We start from the raw sequence: 21,462 nt of genomic DNA on the forward strand, positions 1-21,462 counted from the left end.
GGGAGGCCGAGCGGGACGGCTCGGACAGTGACATGACCGGAGAGGGCGCGCTGGACGTCGCAGCCGCGGCCGCGCTGCCGGTCGACGACGTCATGGCCCGGCTGGGCGGCACCGGCGACGGCCTGAGCCAGGCCGAGGCGGAGCGCCGCCTGGCCGCCGTCGGCCCCAACTCCCTGCGCACCCACCGGGCCCGGCGAGTCGCGGTGCTGGCCCGCCAGCTGCGCTCGCCCCTGCTGATCCTGCTGGCGGTCACCGCCGCCGCGTCGTTCTTCCTCGGCGAGTCCACGGACGCGATCATCATCGGCGTGATCCTGACGGTGTCGGTCGGGCTGGGCTTCTTCAACGAGTACCGGGCCGAGAAGGCCGCCGAGGCGTTGCACTCCCAGATCCGGCACCGCTGCCTGGCCCTGCGGGACGGCGGTCCCCGGCTGGTGGACGTGGTCACGCTGGTCCCGGGCGACGTCGTCACGCTGCGACTGGGCGACATCGTCCCGGCCGATCTGCGGCTGGTGTCGTCGGCGGGGCTGGAGTGCGAGGAGTCGGTGCTGACCGGCGAGTCGCTGCCCGTGGCCAAGGCCGTCGAGCCCGTCGGCCCGGACCGCCCGCTGGCCGAGCTGGCCAGTTGCGCGCTGATGGGCACCGTCGTGCACGCCGGGTCCGGCACCGGCGTGGTGGTGGCCACCGCCGGACGGACCGAGTTCGGGCGCATCGCGCTCCGGCTCGGCGACCGCCATCCGGACACCGAGTTCCAGATCGGGCTGCGCCGGTTCTCCATGCTGCTGGTGCGGGTCGCCGCCGCGCTCACCGCCGGGATCTTCGTCGTCAACCTCGTGCTGCACCGCCCGGTGCTGGACGCGCTGCTGTTCTCGCTCGCGATCGCCGTCGGCATCTCCCCGCAACTCCTGCCCGCCGTGGTCTCGACCGGCCTGGCCGCCGGCACCCACCGGCTGGCCCGGCACCGGGTGCTGGTCAAGCGGCTGGTCTGCATCGAGGACCTGGGCGACATCGACGTGCTGTTCACCGACAAGACCGGGACCCTGACCGAGGGGCGGATCAGCTTCATGCGCTCACTCGGGCCGGACGGCAGCCCCGACGAGCGCGTCCTGGAGCTCGGCCTGCTCTGCAACGAGGCCGTCGTCAGCGGCCGGGACGGGGAACCGGGCCACTCGGCGAGCGGCAACCCCCTGGACGTCGCCCTGTGGGACGCGCCCGCCGCCGCCGCGCTCCGGCCCGGGCCGCCCGGCCGGCGGCTGGCCGTCGTGCCCTTCGACCACGAACGCAGAACCGCCTCGGTCCTGGTCGAGGACGGCGACGGCCGGATGATCGTCACCAAGGGCGCGCCGGAGGCCGTGCTGGCGCGCTGCACCCCCGTCGCCGACCGGGCCAGGGCCGTGCTGGAGGCCGAGTTCGCCGCCGGCAACCGCGTGGTGGCCGTGGCCACCCGGCGGCTGACCGGCGACGCCGCCCGCCGGACGACCCTCAGCCAGGCCGACGAGCACGACCTCGCCTTCCGCGGCCTGCTGGTCTTCCTCGACCCGCCCAAGGCCGGCGCCGAGCAGGCGCTGCGCCGCCTGGCCGGCCTCGGCATCACCGTCAAGGTGCTCACCGGGGACAACCCCGCGGTCGCGGCCAAGCTGTGCGCCGATCTGGGCCTGCCCGGCGGACGGGTGCTGACCGGCCAGGACGTCGAGGCCGCCGACGACTCCCGGCTGGCCGCGCTCATCGAACAGGCCGTCGTGTTCGCCCGGGTCAGCCCGGAGCACAAGGCGCGCATCGTGCGGGCCCAGCGGCGCAACGGCCTGGACGTGGCCTTCCTCGGCGACGGCGTCAACGACGCGCTCGCGCTGCACGCCGCCGACGTGGGCATCTCCGTCGACGCGGCCACCGACGTCGCCAAGGACGCCGCCGACGTGCTGCTGCTGGAGAAGGACCTCGCCATCCTGGCCGACGGCGTCATCCAGGGCCGGCAGATCTTCGCCAACACCATGAAGTACGTGTTGATGGGGACGTCCAGCAACTTCGGCAACATGTTCTCCGCCGCCGCGGCCTCGGCGTTCCTGCCGTTCCTGCCGATGCTGCCGTCCCAGATCCTGCTCAACAACCTGCTCTACGACTCCAGCCAGCTCGCCATCCCCACCGACAACGTCGATCCCGAGCAGCTGCGGCGCCCGTCCCGGTGGGACGTGTCGTCGATCCGGCGGTTCATGTTGTTCTTCGGGCCGGTCAGCTCGCTGTTCGACTTCGCCACCTTCGCCGTCATGCTCGGCGTCCTGCACGCCGGGCCGCCGCTGTTCCGCACCGGCTGGTTCGTCGAGTCCCTGGCCACCCAGGTACTGGTGGTCTTCGCGATCAGGACCAGGCGGGTGCCGTTCTTCCGCAGCCGTCCGAGCCTGCCCCTGACGGTCGCCGCACTGAGCGTCGTGGTGCTCGGCGCGGTCATCCCGGTCACCCCGCTCGCCGGCGCCCTGGGCTTCCAGCCGCTGCCCGGCCCGTTCTTCGCGGTGCTGGGGCTGATGGTGGTCGCCTACCTGGCCCTCGTCGAGCTGGCCAAGCGCCGCTTCTTCCGGGCCGCCCCGGAGAGCCTGGCCGGGGGCGGCCGCACCGCCGCCCACCCGACGCATCGCAGGGCCCACCGGTTCAGCACGGTGGCCGCCGCCCTCGCCGCCGTACGTCCGCCCTCCGCCCCCCGAGAAGGGGACCAAGGTCCCTAGGGCGCGGGCGCGCATCCGGAAATCATCGTCATCATGACGACGACGCAGCACATCGACGCTTACTGGCGCGCGGCGAACTACCTGTCCGTCGGGCAGATCTACCTGCTGGACAACCCGCTGCTCACCGAGCCGCTGCGGCCGGAGCACGTCAAGCCGCGGCTGCTCGGCCACTGGGGCACCACCCCGGGGCTGAACTTCTGCTTCGCCCACCTCAACCGGATCATCGCCGAGCGCCGCCAGGAGATGATCTACATCGCCGGTCCCGGCCACGGCGGGCCCGCCGCCGTCGCGCATGCCTGGCTGGAGGGCTCCTACTCGGAGAAGTACCCGGAGGTCTCCCAGGACGCCGCCGGGATGCGGCGGCTGTTCCGGCAGTTCTCCTTCCCCGGCGGCATCCCCAGCCACGTCGCGCCCGAGACGCCCGGCTCCATCCACGAGGGCGGCGAGCTCGGCTACTCGCTCGCGCACGCGTTCGGCGCGGCGTTCGACAACCCGCGCCTGGTGGTGGCCTGCGTCGTCGGCGACGGCGAGGCCGAGACCGGCCCGCTGGCCGCGAGCTGGCACTCCAACAAGCTGCTCGACCCCTACCGCGACGGCGTCGTCCTGCCGATCCTGCACCTGAACGGCTACAAGATCGCCAACCCGACCGTCCTGGCCCGCATCCCCGAGCAGGAGCTGCTCAAGCTCATGGAGGGGTACGGCTACCGCCCGCACCTGGTCGGCCCTTCACACGAGGAGATGGCCCGCACCCTCGACACCGTCTTCGACGAGATCGCCGCCTACAAGGAAGGCCGTCTGGAACGCCTCCCCATGATCATCCTGCGCACGCCGAAGGGCTGGACCGGCCCGCGCGAGGTGGACGGCAAGCCGGTCGAGGGCACCTGGCGGGCCCACCAGGTGCCGCTGGCCGGGGTCCGGGAGAACCCGGCGCACCTGGCGATGCTGGAGGAGTGGATGCGCTCGTACCGGCCGGAGGAGCTGTTCGACGCCGACGGCCGCCCGGCGCCCGTCCTGCTGGGGACGGTTCCCGAGGGGCCGCTGCGGATGAGCGCGAGCCCGCACGCCAACGGCGGTGAGCTGCTGCGCCCGCTCGCGTTGCCCGACTTCCGCGACCACGCGGTGGAGGTCAAGTCGCCCGCGACCCAGTCCACCGAGCCCACGCGCGTGCTGGGCGCGTTCCTGCGCGACGTGATCAACGCCAACCCGCACACCTTCCGGCTGATGGGTCCCGACGAGACGGCGTCCAACCGGCTGCAGGCCGTCTTCGAGACGACCACGCGGGCCTGGAACGCCGAGGTCGAGCCCACCGACGAGCACCTGGCCCCGGGCGGCCGGGTCATGGAGGTGCTGAGCGAGCACCTGTGCCAGGGCTGGCTGGAGAGCTACCTGCTGACCGGCCGGCACGGCCTGTTCAACTGCTACGAGGCGTTCATCCACATCATCGACGCCATGTTCAACCAGCACGCCAAATGGCTGCAGTCGGCCAAGAGGATCCCGTGGCGGCGGCCCGTCGCCTCGCTCAACTACCTGCTGTCGTCCCACGTGTGGCGGCAGGACCACAACGGCTTCAGCCACCAGGACCCTGGCTTCCTCGACGTGGTCGTCAACAAGAAGGCCGAGGTCGTACGCGTCTACCTGCCGCCGGACGCCAACACCCTGCTGTCCGTCGGCGACCACTGCCTCCGCTCCCGCGACTACGTCAACGTGATCGTGGCGGGCAAGCAGCCGGTGCTGGACCTGTTCACCATGGACGAGGCGGTCGCCCACTGCACCCGCGGCCTCGGCGTCCTGCCCTGGGCGTCCTCGGACGAGGGGGCCGACCCGGACGTGGTGCTGGCCTGCGCGGGCGACGTGCCCACCCTGGAGACGCTGGCCGCCGCGGCCATCCTGCGCGAGCACCTGCCGGAGCTGAAGGTGCGCGTGGTCAACGTGGTGGACCTGATGCGGCTCCAGCCGCCGTCGGAGCACCCGCACGGCATGCCCGACGCCGAGTTCGACACCATGTTCACCACCGGCAAGCCGATCATCTTCAACTTCCACGGCTACCCCTCGCTCATCCACCGCCTCACCTACCGCCGCACCGGCCATCCCAACATCCACGTGCGGGGCTACAAGGAGGAGGGCACCACGACCACGCCGTTCGACATGGCCATGCTCAACGACATCGACCGCTACCACCTGGTCATCGACGTCATCGACCGCGTCCCCGGGCTCGGCGCCACCCAGGCGCACCTGCGCCAGCGCATGGCCGACGCCCGGCTGGCGGCCCGCGCGCACACCCGCGAGCACGGCGAGGACGCCCCCGCCGTCCGCGACTGGACCTGGTGACGCGCGAAGGACCGCCGGCCCGCGCGGCCGGAAAAGGAGGGCCAAGGTCCCGTCAAGACGGCCGCTGCACCACGGGCGGCCGGCCTTGCGGGACCGAGGCTGAATGCCAGCGACGTCTGAAGGGATCAGGGCCATGGATCGCATCGTGCTCGGCTACGACGGCTCGGACTTCTCCGTCCAGGCCCTGGACTGGGCGCTGGACGAGGCCGAGCTCAGGAACCTGCCGCTGACCGTCGTCCACGCCTGGCAGTGGCCGTACGGCGACGCGGACGAGGAGGCCAAGGCCCACCTGCGCAAGGCGGCCGAGCACGTCCTGTGGCACGGCGCCGAGTGCGCCCGCTCCACCAGTTCGGGCGTCCGCGTGGAGACCGACCTGTACGAGGGCCCGGCCGCCCAGCGGCTGGTGGAGCTGTCCGCCGACGCCACGCTCGTGGTGGTCGGCTCGCGGGGGCTGAGCGCGCTGCCCAGGGTGGTGGTCGGTTCGGTGGCCGGGTACGCCGCCGCGCACGCCGACTGCCCGGTGATCGTCGTACGCGGTCCGGGGCCGCTGCCCAAGGCCACCCGGCCCGGCCCGGTCGTCCTGGCCGAGCGGGAGCCGGACGCGGCGGCCGTCGAGTTCGCGTTCGCCGAGGCGGCCATGCGCGGGCTGCCGCTCGCGGCCTCCGCCGACCTGGGGGAGTGGGCGGCTCGCCGTCCGGAGGTCCAGGTGGAGCAGGGTGAGCCCCATGAGCGGGCGACGCTGGTCGTGGTCGGCCGGACGCGGGCGGCGCATCTCGGCACCGCGAGCTCCCTTCCGCAGCACGCGCCCTGCCCTGTCGCGGTGGTACCGGCGACCGCCCCCGAGAGCTCCTGAGACCTCCAGGATCACCCGGACGCGGGCGGCAGCCGCAGGTTCGGCACGGCCGCGGGCGTCACCGCGACCGGGCACCCGGACTCCAGCAGGGCGGCCTGCGTCACCGCTCCGAGCAGCAGGCAGGGAGGGGCCTCGTTCCCCCGGTTGCCGAGCACGAGGAGCGTGGCGTCCTTGGAGGCCTCCAGCAGCACGCGCGCGGGGCGTTCGGTCAGGAACTCGGTGACCACCGTCACCTCGGGACGTCTGCGGGCCAGGTGGGAGACGACTTCGCGGAAGCGGTTCTCCGCGCCCTTGCGCAGCGCGTGCGAGTCCACGAAGGGCAGCGGCTCCTGCCAGGACGACGACCCGCAGTCGGTCCAGCAGCACAGGGCCGTCACGGTGCCCTCGCGCAGGGCGGCCTCGTCCAGGGCGAGGTCGAAGGCGGCCAGGCTGGCGGGTGAGCCGTCCAGGCCTGCCACGATCCTGACGTCCTGGCGGGCGGGCGGCCGGAGCGGCGGCCGGACGACCACGACCGGCGTGACGCTGTGCGCGGGCACCTGGACGGCGGCCGACCCCACCTGAAGGCCCTCGAACCCGCCCTGCCCGCGGGAGCCGAGCACCGTCAGCTCCGCCTCGCGCGCGGCCTCCAGCAACACCGCCGAGGGGGTGCCCCGGCCCAGGAGCGGCTGCACGTCCAGCTCCGGCGCCAGCTCCCTGGCCCGCCGGACGCCCTCGTCCACGATGCCGAGCGCCACCGGTTCGACGTGCCGCATGATCTCCTGGGCGACGGGCCTGGGGGCGTAGGGCCAGTGCAGGGCGTGGCAGACCAGGACGGGCAGCCCGCGCAGGCGCGCGTCGGCGACCGCCCAGTGCAGCGCGTGGCGGCTCTCGGTCGAGTCGTCGTACCCGACGAGCACGGGCCGGCCCGCGTGTGCGTCGATCACTGCCGCCTCCGGGAGCGAGATCTGTCCGGTCACCTGCCGGATGAGCCTGCCCGAGACCGGCGGGACGAGCCCCACAGGCGCGGAGATTCTTGGCCTAGCCTGCTTGCCCGTCGCGCACCGGCGTCCCGAAGTTGGAGGGGAAAGCGGCGACTTTTGGTGGGTTTAGGCCCCTTATATCCGTTTTGGCGGGTATGGGGACGTCGAAGGCGCGAAGGAGGCAGGATGCGCGGACGGATCGTGGCCGCGGTGGACGGCTCCGCGTCATCGACCGCCGCGGTGGAATGGGCCGCCGGCGACGCGCAGCGAAGAGGGCTGCCGCTCCGGCTCGTGCACGTGTGCGAACAGTGGGTGCTCGGCGTGGACGGCGCCCGCCACTGCGCGGGCGCGCTGGAGGCCGCCGCCGGCCGGGCCCGCGCGATCGGCGGGGGCGTCGAGGTCACCACCGAGATGCTGGCGGGCAACGTGATCGACGCGCTGATCGTCGAATCGGCCGCGGCCGACAGCCTGGTGCTGGGCAGCAGGGGCATGGGCGGCTTCGCCGGCATGGTGCTGGGGTCGGTGGGCCGGGCGGTGGCCGGGCACGCCTCGGGGACCGTCGTGGTCGTCCGCGGGGTGGTCGCCGTCCGGCACGACCTGGTGGTGGCCGGCGACGACGGCTCGGCGGGGTCGCGGCAGGCCATGGCGTACGCCGTCGAGCAGGCCCGTGCGCGGCGCGCCCGCCTGCACGTGGTCTACGCCTGGCAGGCGCCGGCGGTCTCGCCGTACTGGGCGGCCTACAGCCACCTGCTGGCCGACTCCTTCCAGGAGGAGGCCAGGGCGGCCCGGGCGCGGGTGAACCCGTGCCGGAGCGAGAACCCCGACGTCGAGATCACCGACGAGCAGGTGCGCGGGCACCCGGTGGCCGCGCTCACCGAGGCGGCCGCCGCCGCGGACCTGGTCGTGGTCGGCTCGCGCGGGCGGGGCGGCTTCTCCTCGGCGGTGCTCGGCTCGGTGAGCCACGGCGTGCTGCACCACGCGGCCTGCCCGGTCGCGGTGGTACGGCCGCGTGCGGAGCAGGCATGACGGGACCGGGGGTGTTCGGAGTGCCGGAGGAGGGGGCGTCATGGCCGGTGTGATCGTGGTGGGAGCCGACGGCTCGGCCCCCGGCGCCGCGGCGGTCGGATGGGCCGCCGACGACGCCGCGCGGACCGGCGCGGAGCTGCGGATCGTGCACGCTCTGGACCGGCAGCCGTACGCCGTCACCAGGTTCCCCGACTACGGCCAGGGCAACTACCTGCTGATGGCGGCGGCCAAGGTGCTGGAGGCGGCCGAGGCCACCGCGCGCGCCCGGCAGCCGTCGCTGCGGCTGCACGCCCAGGTCGTCGAGGGCACGCCCGCCGCCGTCCTGCTGGATCAGGCGCGGCAGGCGGACGAGCTGGTCATCGGCAGCCGGGGGCTGGGCGGGTTCGCCGGCGCGCTGCTGGGCTCGGTGACCATGCACGTGGCCGGGCACGCCGCCTGTCCCGTGGTGGTGGTGCGCGCCGAGGGCGGCGGGCCGGTCGGCGAGATCGGCGTCGGGATCGGCGACTCCGACGTCTGCGAGCCGGCCATCGGCTACGCCTTCGAGCAGGCCAGGCTGCGCGGCGCCCGGCTGCGCCTGATCCGCGCCTGGCAGATCCCCGTGCACGCCTTCGCCCCGGAGATCGCCTACGACGTGGACGAGGTCCGGGCCGCCCAGCACGAGGCGGTGCGCGCCAGGACGGCCGGATGGCGGGAGAGCTGTCCCGAGGTGACGGTCGTGGAGGACGTCCAGAGCGCGCACCCGGTCGAGGCGCTCACCGGGGCGCCCTGCGACCTGATCGTGGTCGGCTCCCACGGGCGGGGCGCGTTCGGCTCGCTGGTGCTCGGCTCGGTCAGCAGGGGGGTGCTGCACCACGCCCGCTGCGCCGTCGCGGTGGTCCGTCCCTAGAGGTCGTCCCTGGTCAGGAGGGTCGAGAAGCATGCAAGCTGGAATTATGAGGCAAACCCTGCGCTTCGGACGGGTGGCGGGGATCCCCGTCGGCGCTCACTGGTCCGCGCTGGCCATCGTCGTGCTCGTGGCGGTGGGTCTGGGCTCCGGGGTCCTGGCCGTCGCCGCCCCGGGCGCGGGCAGGACGGCGTACTGGGTCGCCGGCGCGCTCACGGGGCTGTTGCTCATGGTGTCCCTGCTCGCGCACGAGCTGGCGCACGCGCTGGTGGCCAAGCGGTGCGGCATGGAGGTGGAGTCCGTCACGCTCTGGGCGCTGGGCGGCGTCACCCAGTTCCGCGACGAGGCGCGCACGCCACGGGCCGAGGTGGTGACGGCGGCCGCCGGCCCCGCCGCCAGCCTGCTGCTCGGCGGTCTCGCCCTCGCCGTCACGGCCGTGCTGCCGCCCGGGGTGCCCAGGGCCGCCGTGGCGTGGCTGGCCATGATGAACCTGATCCTGGGCGTGTTCAACCTGCTGCCCGGCAGCCCGCTCGACGGCGGGCGGGTGCTGCACGGCCTGATGTGGAGCCGCCACGGCGACCGCGCCCGCGCCGACGCCGGCGCCGCGCGGGCCGGTTACGCGATCGGCATGATGCTGACCTTCATCGGGTTCGTCGTGATCTGGGTGTGGAACCCGCTGGGCGGGATGTGGGTGGTCATCACCGGCTGGTACATCGCGGGCGCCGCCCGCGGCGAGATCATGAGCAGGGCGGCCCGGCGCGGCCTCGGGGGAGTGCTGGTGCGGGACGTCATGACGGCCACGCCGGACCTTGCCCCCGCGTGGCTGACCGTGCAGGGGCTGGTCGACGCGGTGGTGCTCGGCTCACACCAGTCCGTCTTCCCCGTCGTGGGGTTCGACGGGGCGCCGCTCGGCGTGGTCTCGCTGGAGACCCTGCTCGCCGTGCCCGCCGAGCGCAGGGGGGACACCCGGGTGGAGACGCTGGTCGCCGCCCAGAAGCCGCCGCGCGCGCTGTCGCCGGACGACGACGCGGCCGCCCTGCTGGAACGTCCGTCGCGGGTCGGCGGCCTGTCGGCGGTGGTCGTCGAGGGCGGCCAGATCACCGGCATGATCACCGACGCCGACCTGGGCAGGGCGCTGCAACAGGCCCTGCTGCGGCCCGCCGCCCCCGTGTGACGCGGGCCCACGGCGGCGGACGGGGCGGCGGCCGGGGCGGCGGACGGGGCTCACAGGCCGTGCACGCGGCGGCCCGTGACCTGGTGCGGCACGACCCGGATGTAGAGATGGCGCTCCCCGCCCGCCCAGGGCGTGACGCCCGCGTCGGCCAGCTTGGCCACCTCGTCCTCGGGCACGTGGTGGGCGGGCCCCTGGATCAGCACGCTCCAGCCCTCCTTGCGCACCTCGTCGATCCGGTCCACCTGGAAGCCGATCATGATGTCCACGCCCTCCAGGCCGGTGCGCAGGTCCTGGTCCATGGGGCCGCCGCGGGACGTGCGGAACAACACGGCGCCCTCGTGCAGCCGGTAGTTGACGGGCAGCACCGTGGGCCCGTGCGAGCCGTTGAACGCGATCCGCCCGATCCCGCCCGGCGCGACCAGGCGCAGGCACTCCTCGGGATCGAGGACCTCCAGGACCGGCTCGTCCGGGCCGGCGCCGGGGCCCGGCGGGCGGTCGCGGCCGCCGCCCAGCAGGTCCTGCGGGGTCGTCCCCAGGGCGGTGGCCAGGCGGGTCACCGTGTTCCTGTCGGGGATGCCGAGGTGGCCCTCCAGGTACGTGACGTACCCGGGGGACATGTCGGCGCGCTCGGCCAGCTGGTCGACGGTCAGGCCCAGCCGGTCACGGTGGTGGGCCACCCGGCGTCCGAAGTCGCCGCTGTTCGTCATGATCATCTCCTTCTCCGTGAGGACGAGGCCCGCACCGCCCGGCACGGGGACGCCGTCGACCCGCGTGCCGTCGTGGCCGGCCTCGACGGTGATCCGGCGTCCGCGGAACAGGATCGGCGACGAGAGCGTGCCGAGCCGTCCGGGCAGCAGCGGGTCGAGGAACAGGCCGTCGGGCCTCGGCTCCAGGCCCAGGTAGCAGCGTTGCAGCATGTCCACCGTCCCGGCCATCGCGCCCAGGTGCACGCCCTCGGCGGTGGTGCCGCCCTGGACGTCGTACACGTCCCCGACCAGCGCCTCGGCGAAGAACTGCCAGGAGCGCGCCCGGTCGCAGCGCGACAACACCCAGGCGTGCACGACGGCGCTCAGCGTGGAGCCGTGGCTGGTGCGGTCGAGGTAGTAGGCGGTCGTGCGCGGGATCAGGCTGGGGTCGGCCGGGTAGCCGAGCCGGTCGAGGATCGCCAGCAGCTCGTCGGCACCGAGCAGGTAGAACAGCATCAGCGTGTCGGCCTGCTTGGACGCCTTGTAACGGTTCACGTCGTCGCCGTCGGCCTCCAGGGCGCGGTCGAGGCGGCGGACGCCCGCGTACCGCTCCCAGTCGAGCTCGGCCAGCCCGGCGTAGCCGGTGAACTGGCTGATGACGCCGTCGTGGAAGTCCACCCGCATGCGGCGGGTGATGTCCTCCCACCGCGCCGCCTCCCGCGCGCCGGCCACCCCGAGCCGGAGGGCGTGCCGCAGCAGCCACACGGTCATGACGTTGGTGTAGGCGTTGTTGGCCAGGCCCGGTTCGGCGGCGCCGGGGTAGGCGGTGTGGTACTCGTCCGGGCCCATGACGCCGCGGATCTCGTACCGGCCGGAGACGGGGTCGAGCACGGCCAGCGAGGCGAAGAACCGCGCGATGCCGATCAGCAGGTCGGCGCACCACGACGGCATGGAGCCGGTGGCCAGGCGGTACTGCCACACGTTGTAGGCGATGGCCAGGCCGACGTGGCGCTGCAGGTGGGAGACGTCCGGCAGCCAGCGCCCCGAGTCGGGGTTGAGATGGTAGGTCTGGGTCTCCTCCCGGCCGTCGCTGCCGCTCTGCCAGGGGAACATCGCGCCGTCGTACCCGGCCGACCGGGCGGCCGCGCGGGCCTCGGGCAGGCGGCGCCACCGGTAGCGCAGCAGGCCGCGGGAGATCTCGGGGAAGCGCAGGTTGAGCCAGGGCAGGACGAACAGCTCGTCCCAGAACACGTGCCCCCGGTACGCCTCGCCGTGCAGGCCCCGCGCCGGCACCCCGGCGTCGAGGTCGGCGGTGTGCGGCGACAGGGTCTGGAGCAGGTGGAAGATGTGCAGGTGGACGATCTGCGACAGCTCCGGCCCGTCCACGTTCAGCTCGGCCCGCTCCCACAGCCGCTCCCAGGCCGCGGCGTGCGCCTCCAGCAGCTCGGCGAAGGCCGGGGCCGTGGCCGCCCGCCGCAGCGCGGCCGACAGCGGGTCGTGCACGGCGGGATCGCGCGAGGTCAGCAGCGCGACGACCTTGGTGAACGTCACCGGCGCGCCCTCGGCGAGCGCCAGCACGTGCTCGCTGCCGACGTGGTCGGGCTCCAGGGCGGGCGAGCCGGGGGAGGGGGCGTCGGCGCGGGCGGCCAGCGCGACGGTGACGCGGGAGGAGCGGGTGGTCGCGGTCAGCCAGGTCAGCCCGTCGCGGTGGCCCGTGGCGTGCTCCGTCAGGTGGTCGCCGCGCAGGTCGCGGTAGCGTGCGACGCCGCTGTTGGTGACGCGCCCGTCCAGCCCGGCGCGGACGCGCAGCGGGCCCGACCAGTTCTCCGCGGTGAAGGTCGTCTCCAGGGCGGCCAGGGCGGGATCGGCCATGGAGACCAGGCGGCGTTGCCGCACCCGGGTGACCCGGCCGAGCGCGTCGCGCCAGCGCAGCTCCCGCCGCAGCACCCCGTGGCGCAGGTCGAGCTCCTGGGTGTAGCCGAGCAGTTCGGCCAGCTCCGGGCTGAACCAGTCCTGGCCGGGCGTGGCGAAGCCGAGCGGCAGCCAGTCGGGCAGGTTGACCAGGTCCTCGTTGACGACCGTCCGGCCGCCCACCTGCGAGGCCAGACGGTCGTAGCAGCCCGCGTGGTAGGTGCCGGGCGTGCGGATGCGGCCCTCGGGCGTGGCTCCGCGGGTGGCGAAGCGGCCGTTGCCGAGCGTGCACAGCGCCTCGCGCAGCCCGGCCGAGCTCGGCGCGAAGCCCTCGTAGGTGAGCGTCCACGGGTTCCCCACGCCGAGGACGCTACCCACCTGCCCTTCCCCCAAGACAGGGACGTTGGTCACCTCCCCCGGGGGCGTACGACACTGATCCGGGCCCGATGGCGTTCCGGACCCGGCGAGGGCGTCGAGAATGAGGGGCATGACACGAGCTGTGTATGTCGCCGCCGGCGAAGCGGGAAGCAACAAGGGGACCGTCGCCCTCGGGCTGGTCGAGCTGCTGTCCCGGCAGGTGGGAAGCGTGGGCGTGTTCCGCCCCGTGGTACGGGCCGGGCGCGAGGACGGCCTGGTCAACACCATCCGCAGCCGGTTCCAGCTCGCCCTGCCCTACGAGGCGTGCGCGGGCGTCACCTATGACGAGGTGCACGCCGACGTCGAGCGGGCGGCCGGCGACATCGTGGCCCGCTTCCGCGCGCTGGCCCGGCGCTGTGACGCGGTCGTGGTGGTCGGCACCGACTACACCGACGTGGGCGCGCCGACGGAGTTCGGGTTCAACGCCCGGCTGGCCGCCGACCTGGGCACTCCGGTGATCAACGTGGTGAGCGGCAGGGGCCGGACGGCCGCCCGCACCGCCGCGGCGGTCGAGGTGTCCGCCAGGGAGCTGGCCCACCATCACGCCCAGGAGCTCGCGGTCGTGGTCACCCGGTCGACCGGCGGGCCGCTCACGTTCAGCCACGCGACGCCCGTGTTCGTGCTGCCGGAGACCCCTTCGCTGCGCGCGCCGACGGTCGCCGACCTGCTCGACGCCTGTGACGGCCGGTTCTTCCTGGGCGAGCGCGACGGGCTCGGCCGGGAGGCGAGCGCGCTGATGGTGGGCGCGATGTCGCTGCCCGGCATCCTGGAGCGGCTCACCGAGGGCGCGGCGGTGATCATCCCGTCTGACCGGGCCGCCGCGCTGCTGCCCGGCCTGATCGCCGCGCACACCTCGCCGGGCTTCCCGGCCCTGTCGGCGGTCGTGCTCACGGGCGGCACGGAGCTGCCCGGCTCGGTGGAACGGCTGCTGCGCGGCATGGAGATCCCGCTGCCGGTGATCGCCACCGGTCACGACACCTTCGACACCGCGACCCGGCTGTCGGCCGTGGAGGGGCGGTTCACGCCCGAGGCGGGCGGCAAGATCGACACGGCGCTGCGCCTGTTCGCCGCGCACGTCGACGGCCCGCTGCTGCTGGAACGGCTGGACATCGCCAAGACCGACGTCGTCACGCCGCTGATGTTCGAGTACGAGCTGCTGGACCGGGCCCGCGCCCGGCGCAGGCACATCGTGCTGCCCGAGGGCGAGGAGCCGCGCATCCTGCGCGCGGCCGACATCCTGCTGCGCCGCGACGTGGCCGACCTCACCCTGCTCGGCGACGCCGAACGCATCAGGGTCCAGGCCGCCCAGCTCGGCCTCGACCTGGCCGCGGCCAGGGTGCTCAGCCCGTTCGACCCGGAGCTGCGCGAGCGGTTCGCGCACGCCTACGCCGAGGCGCGGGCGCACCGGGGGATGACCGTCGAGCTGGCCCGCGACACGGTCACCGACGTCTCCTACTTCGGCACGCTCATGGTCCACGCCGGCCTGGCCGACGGCATGGTCTCCGGCGCGACGCACACCACCGCGCACACGATCAGGCCGGCGTTCGAGATCCTGCGGCTGGGGCTGGTCTCCAGCGTGTTCTTCATGTGCCTGGCCGACCGGGTCCTGGTCTACGGCGACTGCGCGGTCAACCCCGATCCCACCGCCGAGCAGCTCGCCGACATCGCGATCGCCTCGGCCGGCACCGCGGCGATGTTCGGCGTCGAGCCCAGGATCGCGATGTTGTCGTACTCGACGGGCACCTCGGGCGCGGGCGCCGAGGTCGACAAGGTGCGCGCCGCCACCGAGCTGGTCCGCGAGCGGCGTCCCGACCTCCAGGTGGAAGGGCCGATCCAGTACGACGCCGCGGTGGACCCGGCCGTGGCGCGGGCCAAGATGCCCGGCAGCCAGGTGGCCGGGCACGCCACCGTCTTCGTGGTGCCCGACCTGAACACCGGCAACAACCTGTACAAGGCCGTCCAGCGCAGCGCGGGGGCGGTCGCGGTCGGGCCGGTGCTGCAGGGGCTGCGCAGGCCGGTCAACGACCTGTCGCGGGGCGCCACCGTGGCCGACATCGTCACCACCGTGGCGGTCACGGCCGCCCAGGTGCGCGACGAACCGGCGTCCTCCGGACCGTCAGCCGGCGCCTGAGGCGCGCCACCGCCGGGCGGCGAGCGCGGCGGCCAGTACGGCCACCAGCCCCGCCCACGTGACCGGATGGCTCCAGACGGCGGCGCCGGCCTGCTGGACGAGCACGAACACGCCCATGACGACGACGAACCAGCCGAACGCCGTACGCAGCGCGTCCTGCGGGATGCGGCCCGCGAGCCGGCCGCCGGCCAGGCTGCCGACCACCGCGGACGCCGTCACGATCAGGGCGAGACGCCAGTCGATCGCGACGCCCGCCAGGTGCCCGGCGAGCCCGGCGAACGACTTCATCGCGATGACGAGCAGCGAGGTGCCGACCGCCACGCCCATCGGCAGCCCGCCCAGCAGGGCCAGGGCCGGGACGACGAGGAAGCCGCCGCCGGAGCCGACCAGCCCCGTCACGGCCCCGACGACCAGGCCCTCCGCCGCGATGTGCGGCAGCGGCAGGTCGCCGTGGGCGGGCCGCGCCCGCTTCCTGGGGCGCCGCGGCCTGCGCAGCATCGCGACCGCCGTGGCCAGCATCATCAGGGCGAAGGCGACGAGCAGCGCCGTGCCGGGCACGTACTCGGCCAGGCGGCCGCCGCCGTACGCGCCGGCCATGCTGAACGCGCCGAAGAGCAGCCCGGTCCGCCAGCGGATCCGCCGGGCCCGCGCGTGCGGGACCAGCGCGGCCAGGCTGGTGACGCCGACGACGAACAGCGAGGTGGCGATCGCCTCCTTGGTGTCCTGGCCGGCCAGGTAGACCAGGATCGGCACGGTCAGGATCGAGCCGCCGCCGCCCAGCACGCCGAGGCTGACCCCGACGAGCAGCGACGCCGCGACGACCAGCACGGTCACCGGGTGCTCCGCAGGTCGGCGAGCACCGTGCGGAGGTCGGTGCGCGGCCCCCGGTTGTAGGGCAGCCGGGACAGCAGGACGCCCATGGCACAGGAGTTGCTGACGGCCGCGTACGTCAGGCCGGCGCCGATCGCGGTGCCGATGAGGTGCGCGCCGGGCAGGAAGATCCCGGCCAGACCGGTGACCAGCACGACGGACCCGGCCACGAGCCGCACCTGGCGCTCGATGTCCCACCGCTCGGGCCCCCGCTCCAGGGGTGCGCCGGCCGTCTCCCACGCGACGATGCCGCCCTCCAGGACGCGCAGGTTCGGCAGCCCGGCCTCGGCGAGGGCCTGCCCGGCCTGCGCGGCCCGCGCCCCGGAGCGGCAGACGAGCACGACGTCCTCGTCCAGGTGGGTCAGCAGCTCGGCCCGGTGCTCGCGCAGGGTGTTCAGCGGCACGTTGTACGAGCCGGGGATGTGCGCCGTGCGGAACTCGCCCGGGGTGCGCACGTCGAGCAGGCGCGGCGCCCGCCCTTCCTGGACGAGCCGCTGCAGCACGGTGGGGGTGAGGACGGAGGAGGTGTTCATGGATCTTCCTTCACCGATACCCCTGGGGGTATCGAGTCGACATAGGTGTGGGACGGGGAAAGGGGACAGCCCGGTCAGACGCTGGCCGGCTCGGCCGACAGGGCCCACGCGGCGTAGCCGCCGAGCACGTCGGAGACGTCCTGGAAGCCGCGGTGCCGCAGCAGGCTCGCCGCGACCGAGGAGCGGTGACCGCCCGCGCAGTGCAGGACGAGGGGCCGGTCGGCGGGCAGCTCGCCGCTGCGGGCGGGCAGCTCGCTCAGCGGGATGTGCAGCGCGGCGTCGATGAAGCCGTTCGCCTCGCGCTCGCCCGCGGTGCGCACGTCCACGACGACGGGCGGGGCGTCGCCGGCGAGCGCGGCGCGCAGCTGCGCGGCGGTCAGACGGCTCGCCGGGGCGACCTCGGCGGCCAGCGCCACCAGCGCGTCGTCGGGGTTGCGCAGGTAACCCGCGACGCGGTCGAAGCCGATCCGGGCCAGCCGGGTGACGACCTCCTCCTCGCGGTTCTGCGGCGCCATGACGACCAGCTCGGCGGCCGGGTCGAGCACGGTGCCCGCCTGCTCGGCGAAGCGCCCGTCGGCGGGCACGTTCACCGCGCCGCGCAGGTGCCCGGCGGCGAAGTCCTGCGGGTCGCGGGTGTCCACCACGACCGTGCCGGCGGCCCGCAGGTCGGTGAACCCGTCGAGGGTCAGCGGCACCGGCGCCGCCGAGGCGTCGTAGCGGGCGCGGTCCCTGCGGTTGAGGTCGGCGTCGTAGGCGAAGTAGCCGGGCGCGGCGGGCTGCCCGGCGGTGACGAGCGCGACGAACGTGTCACGGTCCATCGGCGCGCACGCGTAGTTGGTGGCCCGCTGCTCGCCGATGGTCGACCGCTTCTCGGCCGAGAGGTTCTTGCCGCAGGCCGAGCCGGCGCCGTGCGCGGGGAAGACCCGCACCTCGTCGGGCAGGCCCATGAGCTTGTTCTGCACGCTGTCGTACAACATCGCGCCCAGTTCCCCGGGGGTGACGCCGACGGAGGCGAGCAGGTCGGGGCGGCCGACGTCGCCGATGAACAGCGCGTCGCCGGTCAGCACCCCGTACGGGACCGGGTCCTCGGCGTGCTCGTAGACCAGGACGCTGATCGACTCCGGGGTGTGGCCGGGCGTCTCCATGATCTCCAGGGTGACGTCGCCGAGGGAGATGCGCTCGCCGTCGCCGAGCTTGCGGATGGGGTACTCGGTCTCGGCGCGCCGGCCGTAGCCGATCCAGGCGCCGGTGTCGTCGGCCAGCTCCAGATGGCCGGCGACGAAGTCGGCGTGGAAGTGGGTGTTGACGACGCCGACGACGGTGAGGCCGTGCGCGCGGGCGTCGGCCAGGTACTCGGAGACGTCCCGCCGGGGGTCGACGACCACCGCGTGGCCGGTGCCCTCGTCGGCGATCATGTACGACGCCTGCGAGAGGCAGTCCAGGTAGTACTGGGTGAAGAACACGACGATCCCTTCCTGTGAATACCCCCGGGGGTATGACCTACCCGACAGTAGGTTGTCCTCGAAGGGGATGTCAAATACCCCCGGTGGTATTGCCAACGATACCTGGGGGGGTATGGTGACCAGGACATATCCACCCTCAAGTCGTCCCAGGCGCGAAGGGCCCTCCGCCGTGCAGAACATCCCCGCGCCCGCCCCGGCCGGCCGGCCGCCCGTACGCCTCGGGCTCCGGGCGAACGCCCTCCAGTTCTCCCTGCTGGTCGTCGTCAACGTCGCCGTCGGCGGCCTGGTGGGCCTCGAACGCACCACCGTGCCGCTCATCGGCACCCACGTCTTCGGCCTGACCAGCGACCTCGCCGTCTTCTCCTTCATCGTCGCCTTCGGGCTCACCAAGGCGGTCACCAACCTGGCCGCCGGAGCCCTGACGGCCCGGTTCCGCCGCAAGCAGCTCCTGGTCGCCGGGTGGCTGATCGGGATCCCCGTCCCGTTCGTCCTGGCCTGGGCACCCTCCTGGGGGTGGATCGTGGCCGCGAACGTCCTGCTCGGCCTCAACCAGGGGCTGACCTGGTCGATGACCGTCAACATGAAGATCGACCTGGTCGGGCCCGCCCGGCGGGGGCTGGCCACCGGCCTCAACGAGGCCGCCGGGTACACCGCCGTCGGCGCCACCGCCCTGCTCACCGGCTACCTCGCCACCCGGCACGGCCTGCGGCCCGTCCCCGAGCTCGTCGGCGTCGTCTTCGTCGCGGCCGGGCTGGCCCTGGCCCTGCTCGTCCGCGACACCGCGGCCCACGTGGCCCTCGAACTCGACCGGCACCCCCGGCCCGCCGCCGGGAACATCGGCCCGGCGGCCGCGTTCGCCCGCACGTCCTGGCGCGACCGCTCGCTGCGCGGCGTCAGCCAGGCCGGCCTGGTCAACAACCTCAACGACGGCCTCACCTGGGGTGTCTTCCCCCTCCTGTTCACCGACCACGGCCTGGGCCTGGCCGCCGTCGGCCTGATCAAGGGTCTGTACCCGCTGCTGTGGGGTGTCGGCCAGATCCCCGCCGGGCACCTCGCCGACCGCCTCGGCCGCAAACCCCTCATCGTCACCGGCATGCTCGTCCAGGCCGGCGGTCTCCTCCTGGCCGTCGCGCCGCTGGGCGACGCCCTGCTCGCCGGGGTCCTGTCCGCCGTCGTCCTCGGGCTCGGCACCGCCATGGTCTATCCCGCCCTCATCGCCTCGGTCTCCGACCACGCCCACCCCTCCTGGCGGGCCAACGCCCTGGGGGCCTACCGCTTCTGGCGCGACGTCGGCTACGCCGCGGGAGCCCTGGTCGCCGGGGTGCTCGCCGACGTGCTCGGCCTCGGCGCGACGGTCGTCGCCGGCGCCGTCCTCACGGCCGTCTCCGGCCTGCTCGCCGCCCGCTGGATCACCGGCCGTACGGAGGGCTGACGGCCGGCCCGTCCCAGGTCAAGCGCGTTCCAAGGTGTGGTCGGCATTGATCGCGCGGCCGGGGACGGCGGAAGCCCCCGTTGATCCCCTGCTGGTTACAGTCCGTAGTGATCGGCTGGTTCAGGGGGGAAGATGAAGAGTGTTCGCATAGTCGCCGGCAGGATGGCGAAAGTGTTGTGCGCCGGGCTGCTCGCGGTCCCGTCGTCCCCGCTGGTCGTGCCCGATCCGTCGCCGGACACGTCGGTCGTGACGGTGCGGACCGGCGGCGACCGCACCGGCGACACCACCGTGGGGCCGCTGGCCGGGGTCGAGCTCGGCCTGTTCGCCACGCCCGACGCCGCCCTCCCGGTCGACGCCGACTGGGGTGTGTGCGTGTCGGACGGCGACGGCGACTGCAGCTTCGTCGTGCCCGGCACCGAGCCGGGCGGCGACAACGCCGGCGCCCGCTTCTACGTCAAGCAGCTCTCCGCCCCAGCCGGCTGGTACACCAACCCCGAGCTGCGCACCGGCCGCGGCAGCGGGTCGAACTCCGTCGCCACGCCGTACGTCTTCCAGACCCCCGCGCTGGAGAGCGGCACCACGTACTCCTCCACCAGCGACTTCATGATCAACAACACCCGCGGGGACGCCACCGCCTCGACCGGGATCTGGCAGCAGTCACGGGTCAACCCCCTGCCCGACCTCACCTGCGGCCTCGACGTCGCGCTGCTGCTGGACCTGTCGGCCTCGGTGGGCAGCGCGCTGCCCGACCTGAAGGCGGCCGCCGACACCTTCACCGACGCGCTGACCGGCACCCCGTCGCGGATGGCGCTGTTCACCTTCGACCGCAACTCGCCCAGCGCCGGCACCACGAACAACCCCGAGCTCATGCCGGTGTCCACCGAGGCGGGCGCCGAGGCGTTCAAGAGCCAGTACGCCGACTGGCAGCTCGGCAGCGGCACCAACTGGGACCGCGGCCTGTGGGCGGTCGCCGAGGCCGCGCCGCGCTACGACCTGCTGGTGGTGCTCACCGACGGCAACCCCACCTACTACGACACGCTGCTCGGCGACGGCAGCAACACCCGCATCGCCGAGGTGGAGGCCGGGATCTTCTCCGCCAACGCGGTCAAGGCCGAGGGCACCCGCGTGCTGGCCGTCGGCGTCGGCAACGGCGTGACCGGCCTGACCGCGCTCAACCTGCGCGCCATCTCGGGCACCACCGCCTTCGACGGCTCCAACGCGGCCGCCGCCGACTACTTCCAGACCAGCGACTACGCCGCCGCCGGGCAGGCGCTGCGGGAGATCGTCCGCGCCCAGTGCGAGGGGTCGCTGTCGGTGATCAAGCAGCTCGTCCCGTCCGGCAACACCGGTGAGGACGTCACCGGCGCCACCCCGGCCGGCCCCGGCTGGGACTTCACCGCCGAGACCGGCACGCCGGGCATCGGCGGGCTGCCCGCCACCGAGTCGACGACCGGCGACGGCACGGGATCGGTCAACTTCGACCTCACCTTCAGCCAGACCGCGTCGGCCGACGTCACCGTCACCGAGGCCCAGCACCCCGGCCACACCCTGGTCACCCAGGACGGGCGCAACGCCGTCTGCCGCCTGATCGACACCGGCGTCGAGGTGCCGGTGAGCAACAGCGGCGGCCTCGGCTTCACGGTCGAGGTGCCGAGCGACGCGGCCGTCAGCTGCACCGTCTACAACCGCCCGCCCGCGCCGACCCCGACGCCCACTCCGACGCCCACACCGACCCCGACGCCTACTCCGACGCCTACTCCGACACCGACGGTGACCCCGACGGTCACCCCGACGCCCACGGTCCCGCCGACCGTCACCCCCACGCCGACCCCGACCCCGACCCCGACGCCGAAGCCCACGCCCACGCCGAAGCCCACGCCGACCCCTCCGGGGCACTGCCACGAGGGACATCCGTACTGGGACCACTGCGAGGAGCACCCGGGCTGGCACGACGTCTGCCACAAATCGGCCTTCGCCTGCCCGCGCCCGCCGGAGTGGCCCCACCCTGACGAGGCATGGAACGAGGAGTGGTAGCCGGCCGACGGGCGGCACGCGGGAGGGGCGACTCGGGAACGGGGACGGACG

14 protein-coding genes are annotated in these 21,462 nt (G+C 74.0%); 9 read left to right on the forward strand and 5 right to left on the reverse strand.

Going from position 1 to position 21,462, the window contains the following annotated elements:
• Nucleotides 1-32: 32 nt before the first annotated feature.
• From mgtA to ACFYYW_RS02745, 3 genes are all read left to right on the forward strand, one after another.
• Nucleotides 33-2,711 carry a magnesium-translocating P-type ATPase gene (gene mgtA / locus ACFYYW_RS02735; RefSeq protein WP_387644251.1) on the forward strand — a complete coding sequence of 893 codons (2,679 nt, stop codon included), beginning with the start codon at nt 33-35 and terminating at the stop codon, nt 2,709-2,711.
• 33 nt (nt 2,712-2,744) lie between these two features.
• Nucleotides 2,745-5,039: a phosphoketolase gene (locus tag ACFYYW_RS02740; protein WP_387644254.1), complete on the forward strand. Its 2,295-nt coding sequence runs from the start codon at nt 2,745-2,747 to the stop codon at nt 5,037-5,039.
• 133 nt (nt 5,040-5,172) lie between these two features.
• Complete coding sequence (locus ACFYYW_RS02745; protein WP_387644256.1) at nt 5,173-5,892, forward strand: universal stress protein; 720 nt, start codon at nt 5,173-5,175, stop codon at nt 5,890-5,892.
• 11 nt (nt 5,893-5,903) lie between these two features.
• Here ACFYYW_RS02745 and ACFYYW_RS02750 read toward each other — a convergent pair whose 3' ends face one another.
• Nucleotides 5,904-6,815, reverse strand: coding sequence for a universal stress protein (locus ACFYYW_RS02750; protein WP_387644259.1), 912 nt, complete (start codon nt 6,813-6,815; stop codon nt 5,904-5,906).
• 222 nt (nt 6,816-7,037) lie between these two features.
• Here ACFYYW_RS02750 and ACFYYW_RS02755 point away from each other — a divergent pair, with 222 nt between their 5' ends.
• Genes ACFYYW_RS02755 through ACFYYW_RS02765 form a run of 3 tightly spaced genes read left to right on the forward strand, consistent with a single transcriptional unit; the run spans nt 7,038 to nt 9,934 of the window.
• The gene (locus tag ACFYYW_RS02755) at nt 7,038-7,877 is read left to right on the forward strand and encodes a universal stress protein (RefSeq protein ID WP_352323731.1); all 840 of its coding nucleotides are present in this window, start codon (nt 7,038-7,040) and stop codon (nt 7,875-7,877) included.
• 40 nt (nt 7,878-7,917) lie between these two features.
• Entirely contained in the window at nt 7,918-8,763 is an 846-nt protein-coding gene (locus ACFYYW_RS02760) for a universal stress protein (RefSeq protein WP_387644262.1), read from the forward strand.
• Between the two features lie 46 nt (nt 8,764-8,809).
• Entirely contained in the window at nt 8,810-9,934 is a 1,125-nt protein-coding gene (locus ACFYYW_RS02765) for a M50 family metallopeptidase (RefSeq protein WP_387644265.1), read from the forward strand.
• A gap of 50 nt (nt 9,935-9,984) precedes the next feature.
• On the opposite strand, the gene ACFYYW_RS02770 is transcribed toward ACFYYW_RS02765, so the two are convergent.
• Nucleotides 9,985-12,891: a pyridoxamine 5'-phosphate oxidase family protein gene (locus tag ACFYYW_RS02770; RefSeq protein WP_387644268.1), complete on the reverse strand. Its 2,907-nt coding sequence runs from the start codon at nt 12,889-12,891 to the stop codon at nt 9,985-9,987.
• 127 nt (nt 12,892-13,018) lie between these two features.
• On the opposite strand from ACFYYW_RS02770, the gene pta reads away from it, so the two are divergent.
• Nucleotides 13,019-15,079 carry a phosphate acetyltransferase gene (gene pta, locus ACFYYW_RS02775; protein ID WP_387644271.1) on the forward strand — a complete coding sequence of 687 codons (2,061 nt, stop codon included), beginning with the start codon at nt 13,019-13,021 and terminating at the stop codon, nt 15,077-15,079.
• On the opposite strand, the gene ACFYYW_RS02780 is transcribed toward pta, so the two are convergent.
• The 3 genes from ACFYYW_RS02780 to ACFYYW_RS02790 form a co-directional block, all read right to left on the reverse strand.
• On the reverse strand, nt 15,065-15,913 hold the full coding sequence (locus tag ACFYYW_RS02780) for a sulfite exporter TauE/SafE family protein (RefSeq protein WP_387644274.1): 849 nt from the start codon (nt 15,911-15,913) through the stop codon (nt 15,065-15,067). The genes pta and ACFYYW_RS02780 overlap by 15 nt on opposite strands.
• On the reverse strand, nt 15,910-16,482 hold the full coding sequence (locus ACFYYW_RS02785; RefSeq protein WP_364417466.1) for a rhodanese-like domain-containing protein: 573 nt from the start codon (nt 16,480-16,482) through the stop codon (nt 15,910-15,912). Before ACFYYW_RS02785 ends, ACFYYW_RS02780 begins: the two co-directional genes overlap by 4 nt.
• Nucleotides 16,483-16,556: 74 nt before the next feature.
• The gene (locus ACFYYW_RS02790) at nt 16,557-17,945 is read right to left on the reverse strand and encodes a rhodanese-like domain-containing protein (RefSeq protein ID WP_387644277.1); all 1,389 of its coding nucleotides are present in this window, start codon (nt 17,943-17,945) and stop codon (nt 16,557-16,559) included.
• A 169-nt stretch (nt 17,946-18,114) separates the two neighbouring features.
• Between ACFYYW_RS02790 and ACFYYW_RS02795 the strand changes: the two genes are divergently transcribed.
• Both ACFYYW_RS02795 and ACFYYW_RS02800 read left to right on the forward strand, forming a co-directional pair.
• A complete protein-coding gene (locus ACFYYW_RS02795; protein WP_387644280.1) occupies nt 18,115-19,377 on the forward strand; it encodes an MFS transporter in 1,263 nt (420 codons plus the stop codon).
• A 162-nt stretch (nt 19,378-19,539) separates the two neighbouring features.
• A complete protein-coding gene (locus ACFYYW_RS02800) occupies nt 19,540-21,411 on the forward strand; it encodes a vWA domain-containing protein (protein WP_387644282.1) in 1,872 nt (623 codons plus the stop codon).
• Nucleotides 21,412-21,462: the final 51 nt, after the last annotated feature.

This window comes from Nonomuraea sp. NPDC001831, assembly GCF_042892035.1.
Taxonomy (GTDB): Bacteria; Actinomycetota; Actinomycetes; order Streptosporangiales; family Streptosporangiaceae; genus Nonomuraea.

Coding starts and splice junctions, on each gene's coding strand:
- ACFYYW_RS02755 (WP_352323731.1), top strand. CDS start 7,038: ATGCGCGGACGGATCGTGGCCGCGGTGGACGGCTCCGCGTCATCGACC.
- ACFYYW_RS02800 (WP_387644282.1), top strand. CDS start 19,540: ATGGCGAAAGTGTTGTGCGCCGGGCTGCTCGCGGTCCCGTCGTCCCCG.
- mgtA (WP_387644251.1), top strand. CDS start 33: ATGACCGGAGAGGGCGCGCTGGACGTCGCAGCCGCGGCCGCGCTGCCG.
- ACFYYW_RS02745 (WP_387644256.1), top strand. CDS start 5,173: ATGGATCGCATCGTGCTCGGCTACGACGGCTCGGACTTCTCCGTCCAG.
- ACFYYW_RS02765 (WP_387644265.1), top strand. CDS start 8,810: ATGAGGCAAACCCTGCGCTTCGGACGGGTGGCGGGGATCCCCGTCGGC.
- ACFYYW_RS02760 (WP_387644262.1), top strand. CDS start 7,918: ATGGCCGGTGTGATCGTGGTGGGAGCCGACGGCTCGGCCCCCGGCGCC.
- ACFYYW_RS02740 (WP_387644254.1), top strand. CDS start 2,745: ATGACGACGACGCAGCACATCGACGCTTACTGGCGCGCGGCGAACTAC.
- ACFYYW_RS02785 (WP_364417466.1), bottom strand. CDS start 16,482: ATGAACACCTCCTCCGTCCTCACCCCCACCGTGCTGCAGCGGCTCGTC.
- pta (WP_387644271.1), top strand. CDS start 13,019: ATGACACGAGCTGTGTATGTCGCCGCCGGCGAAGCGGGAAGCAACAAG.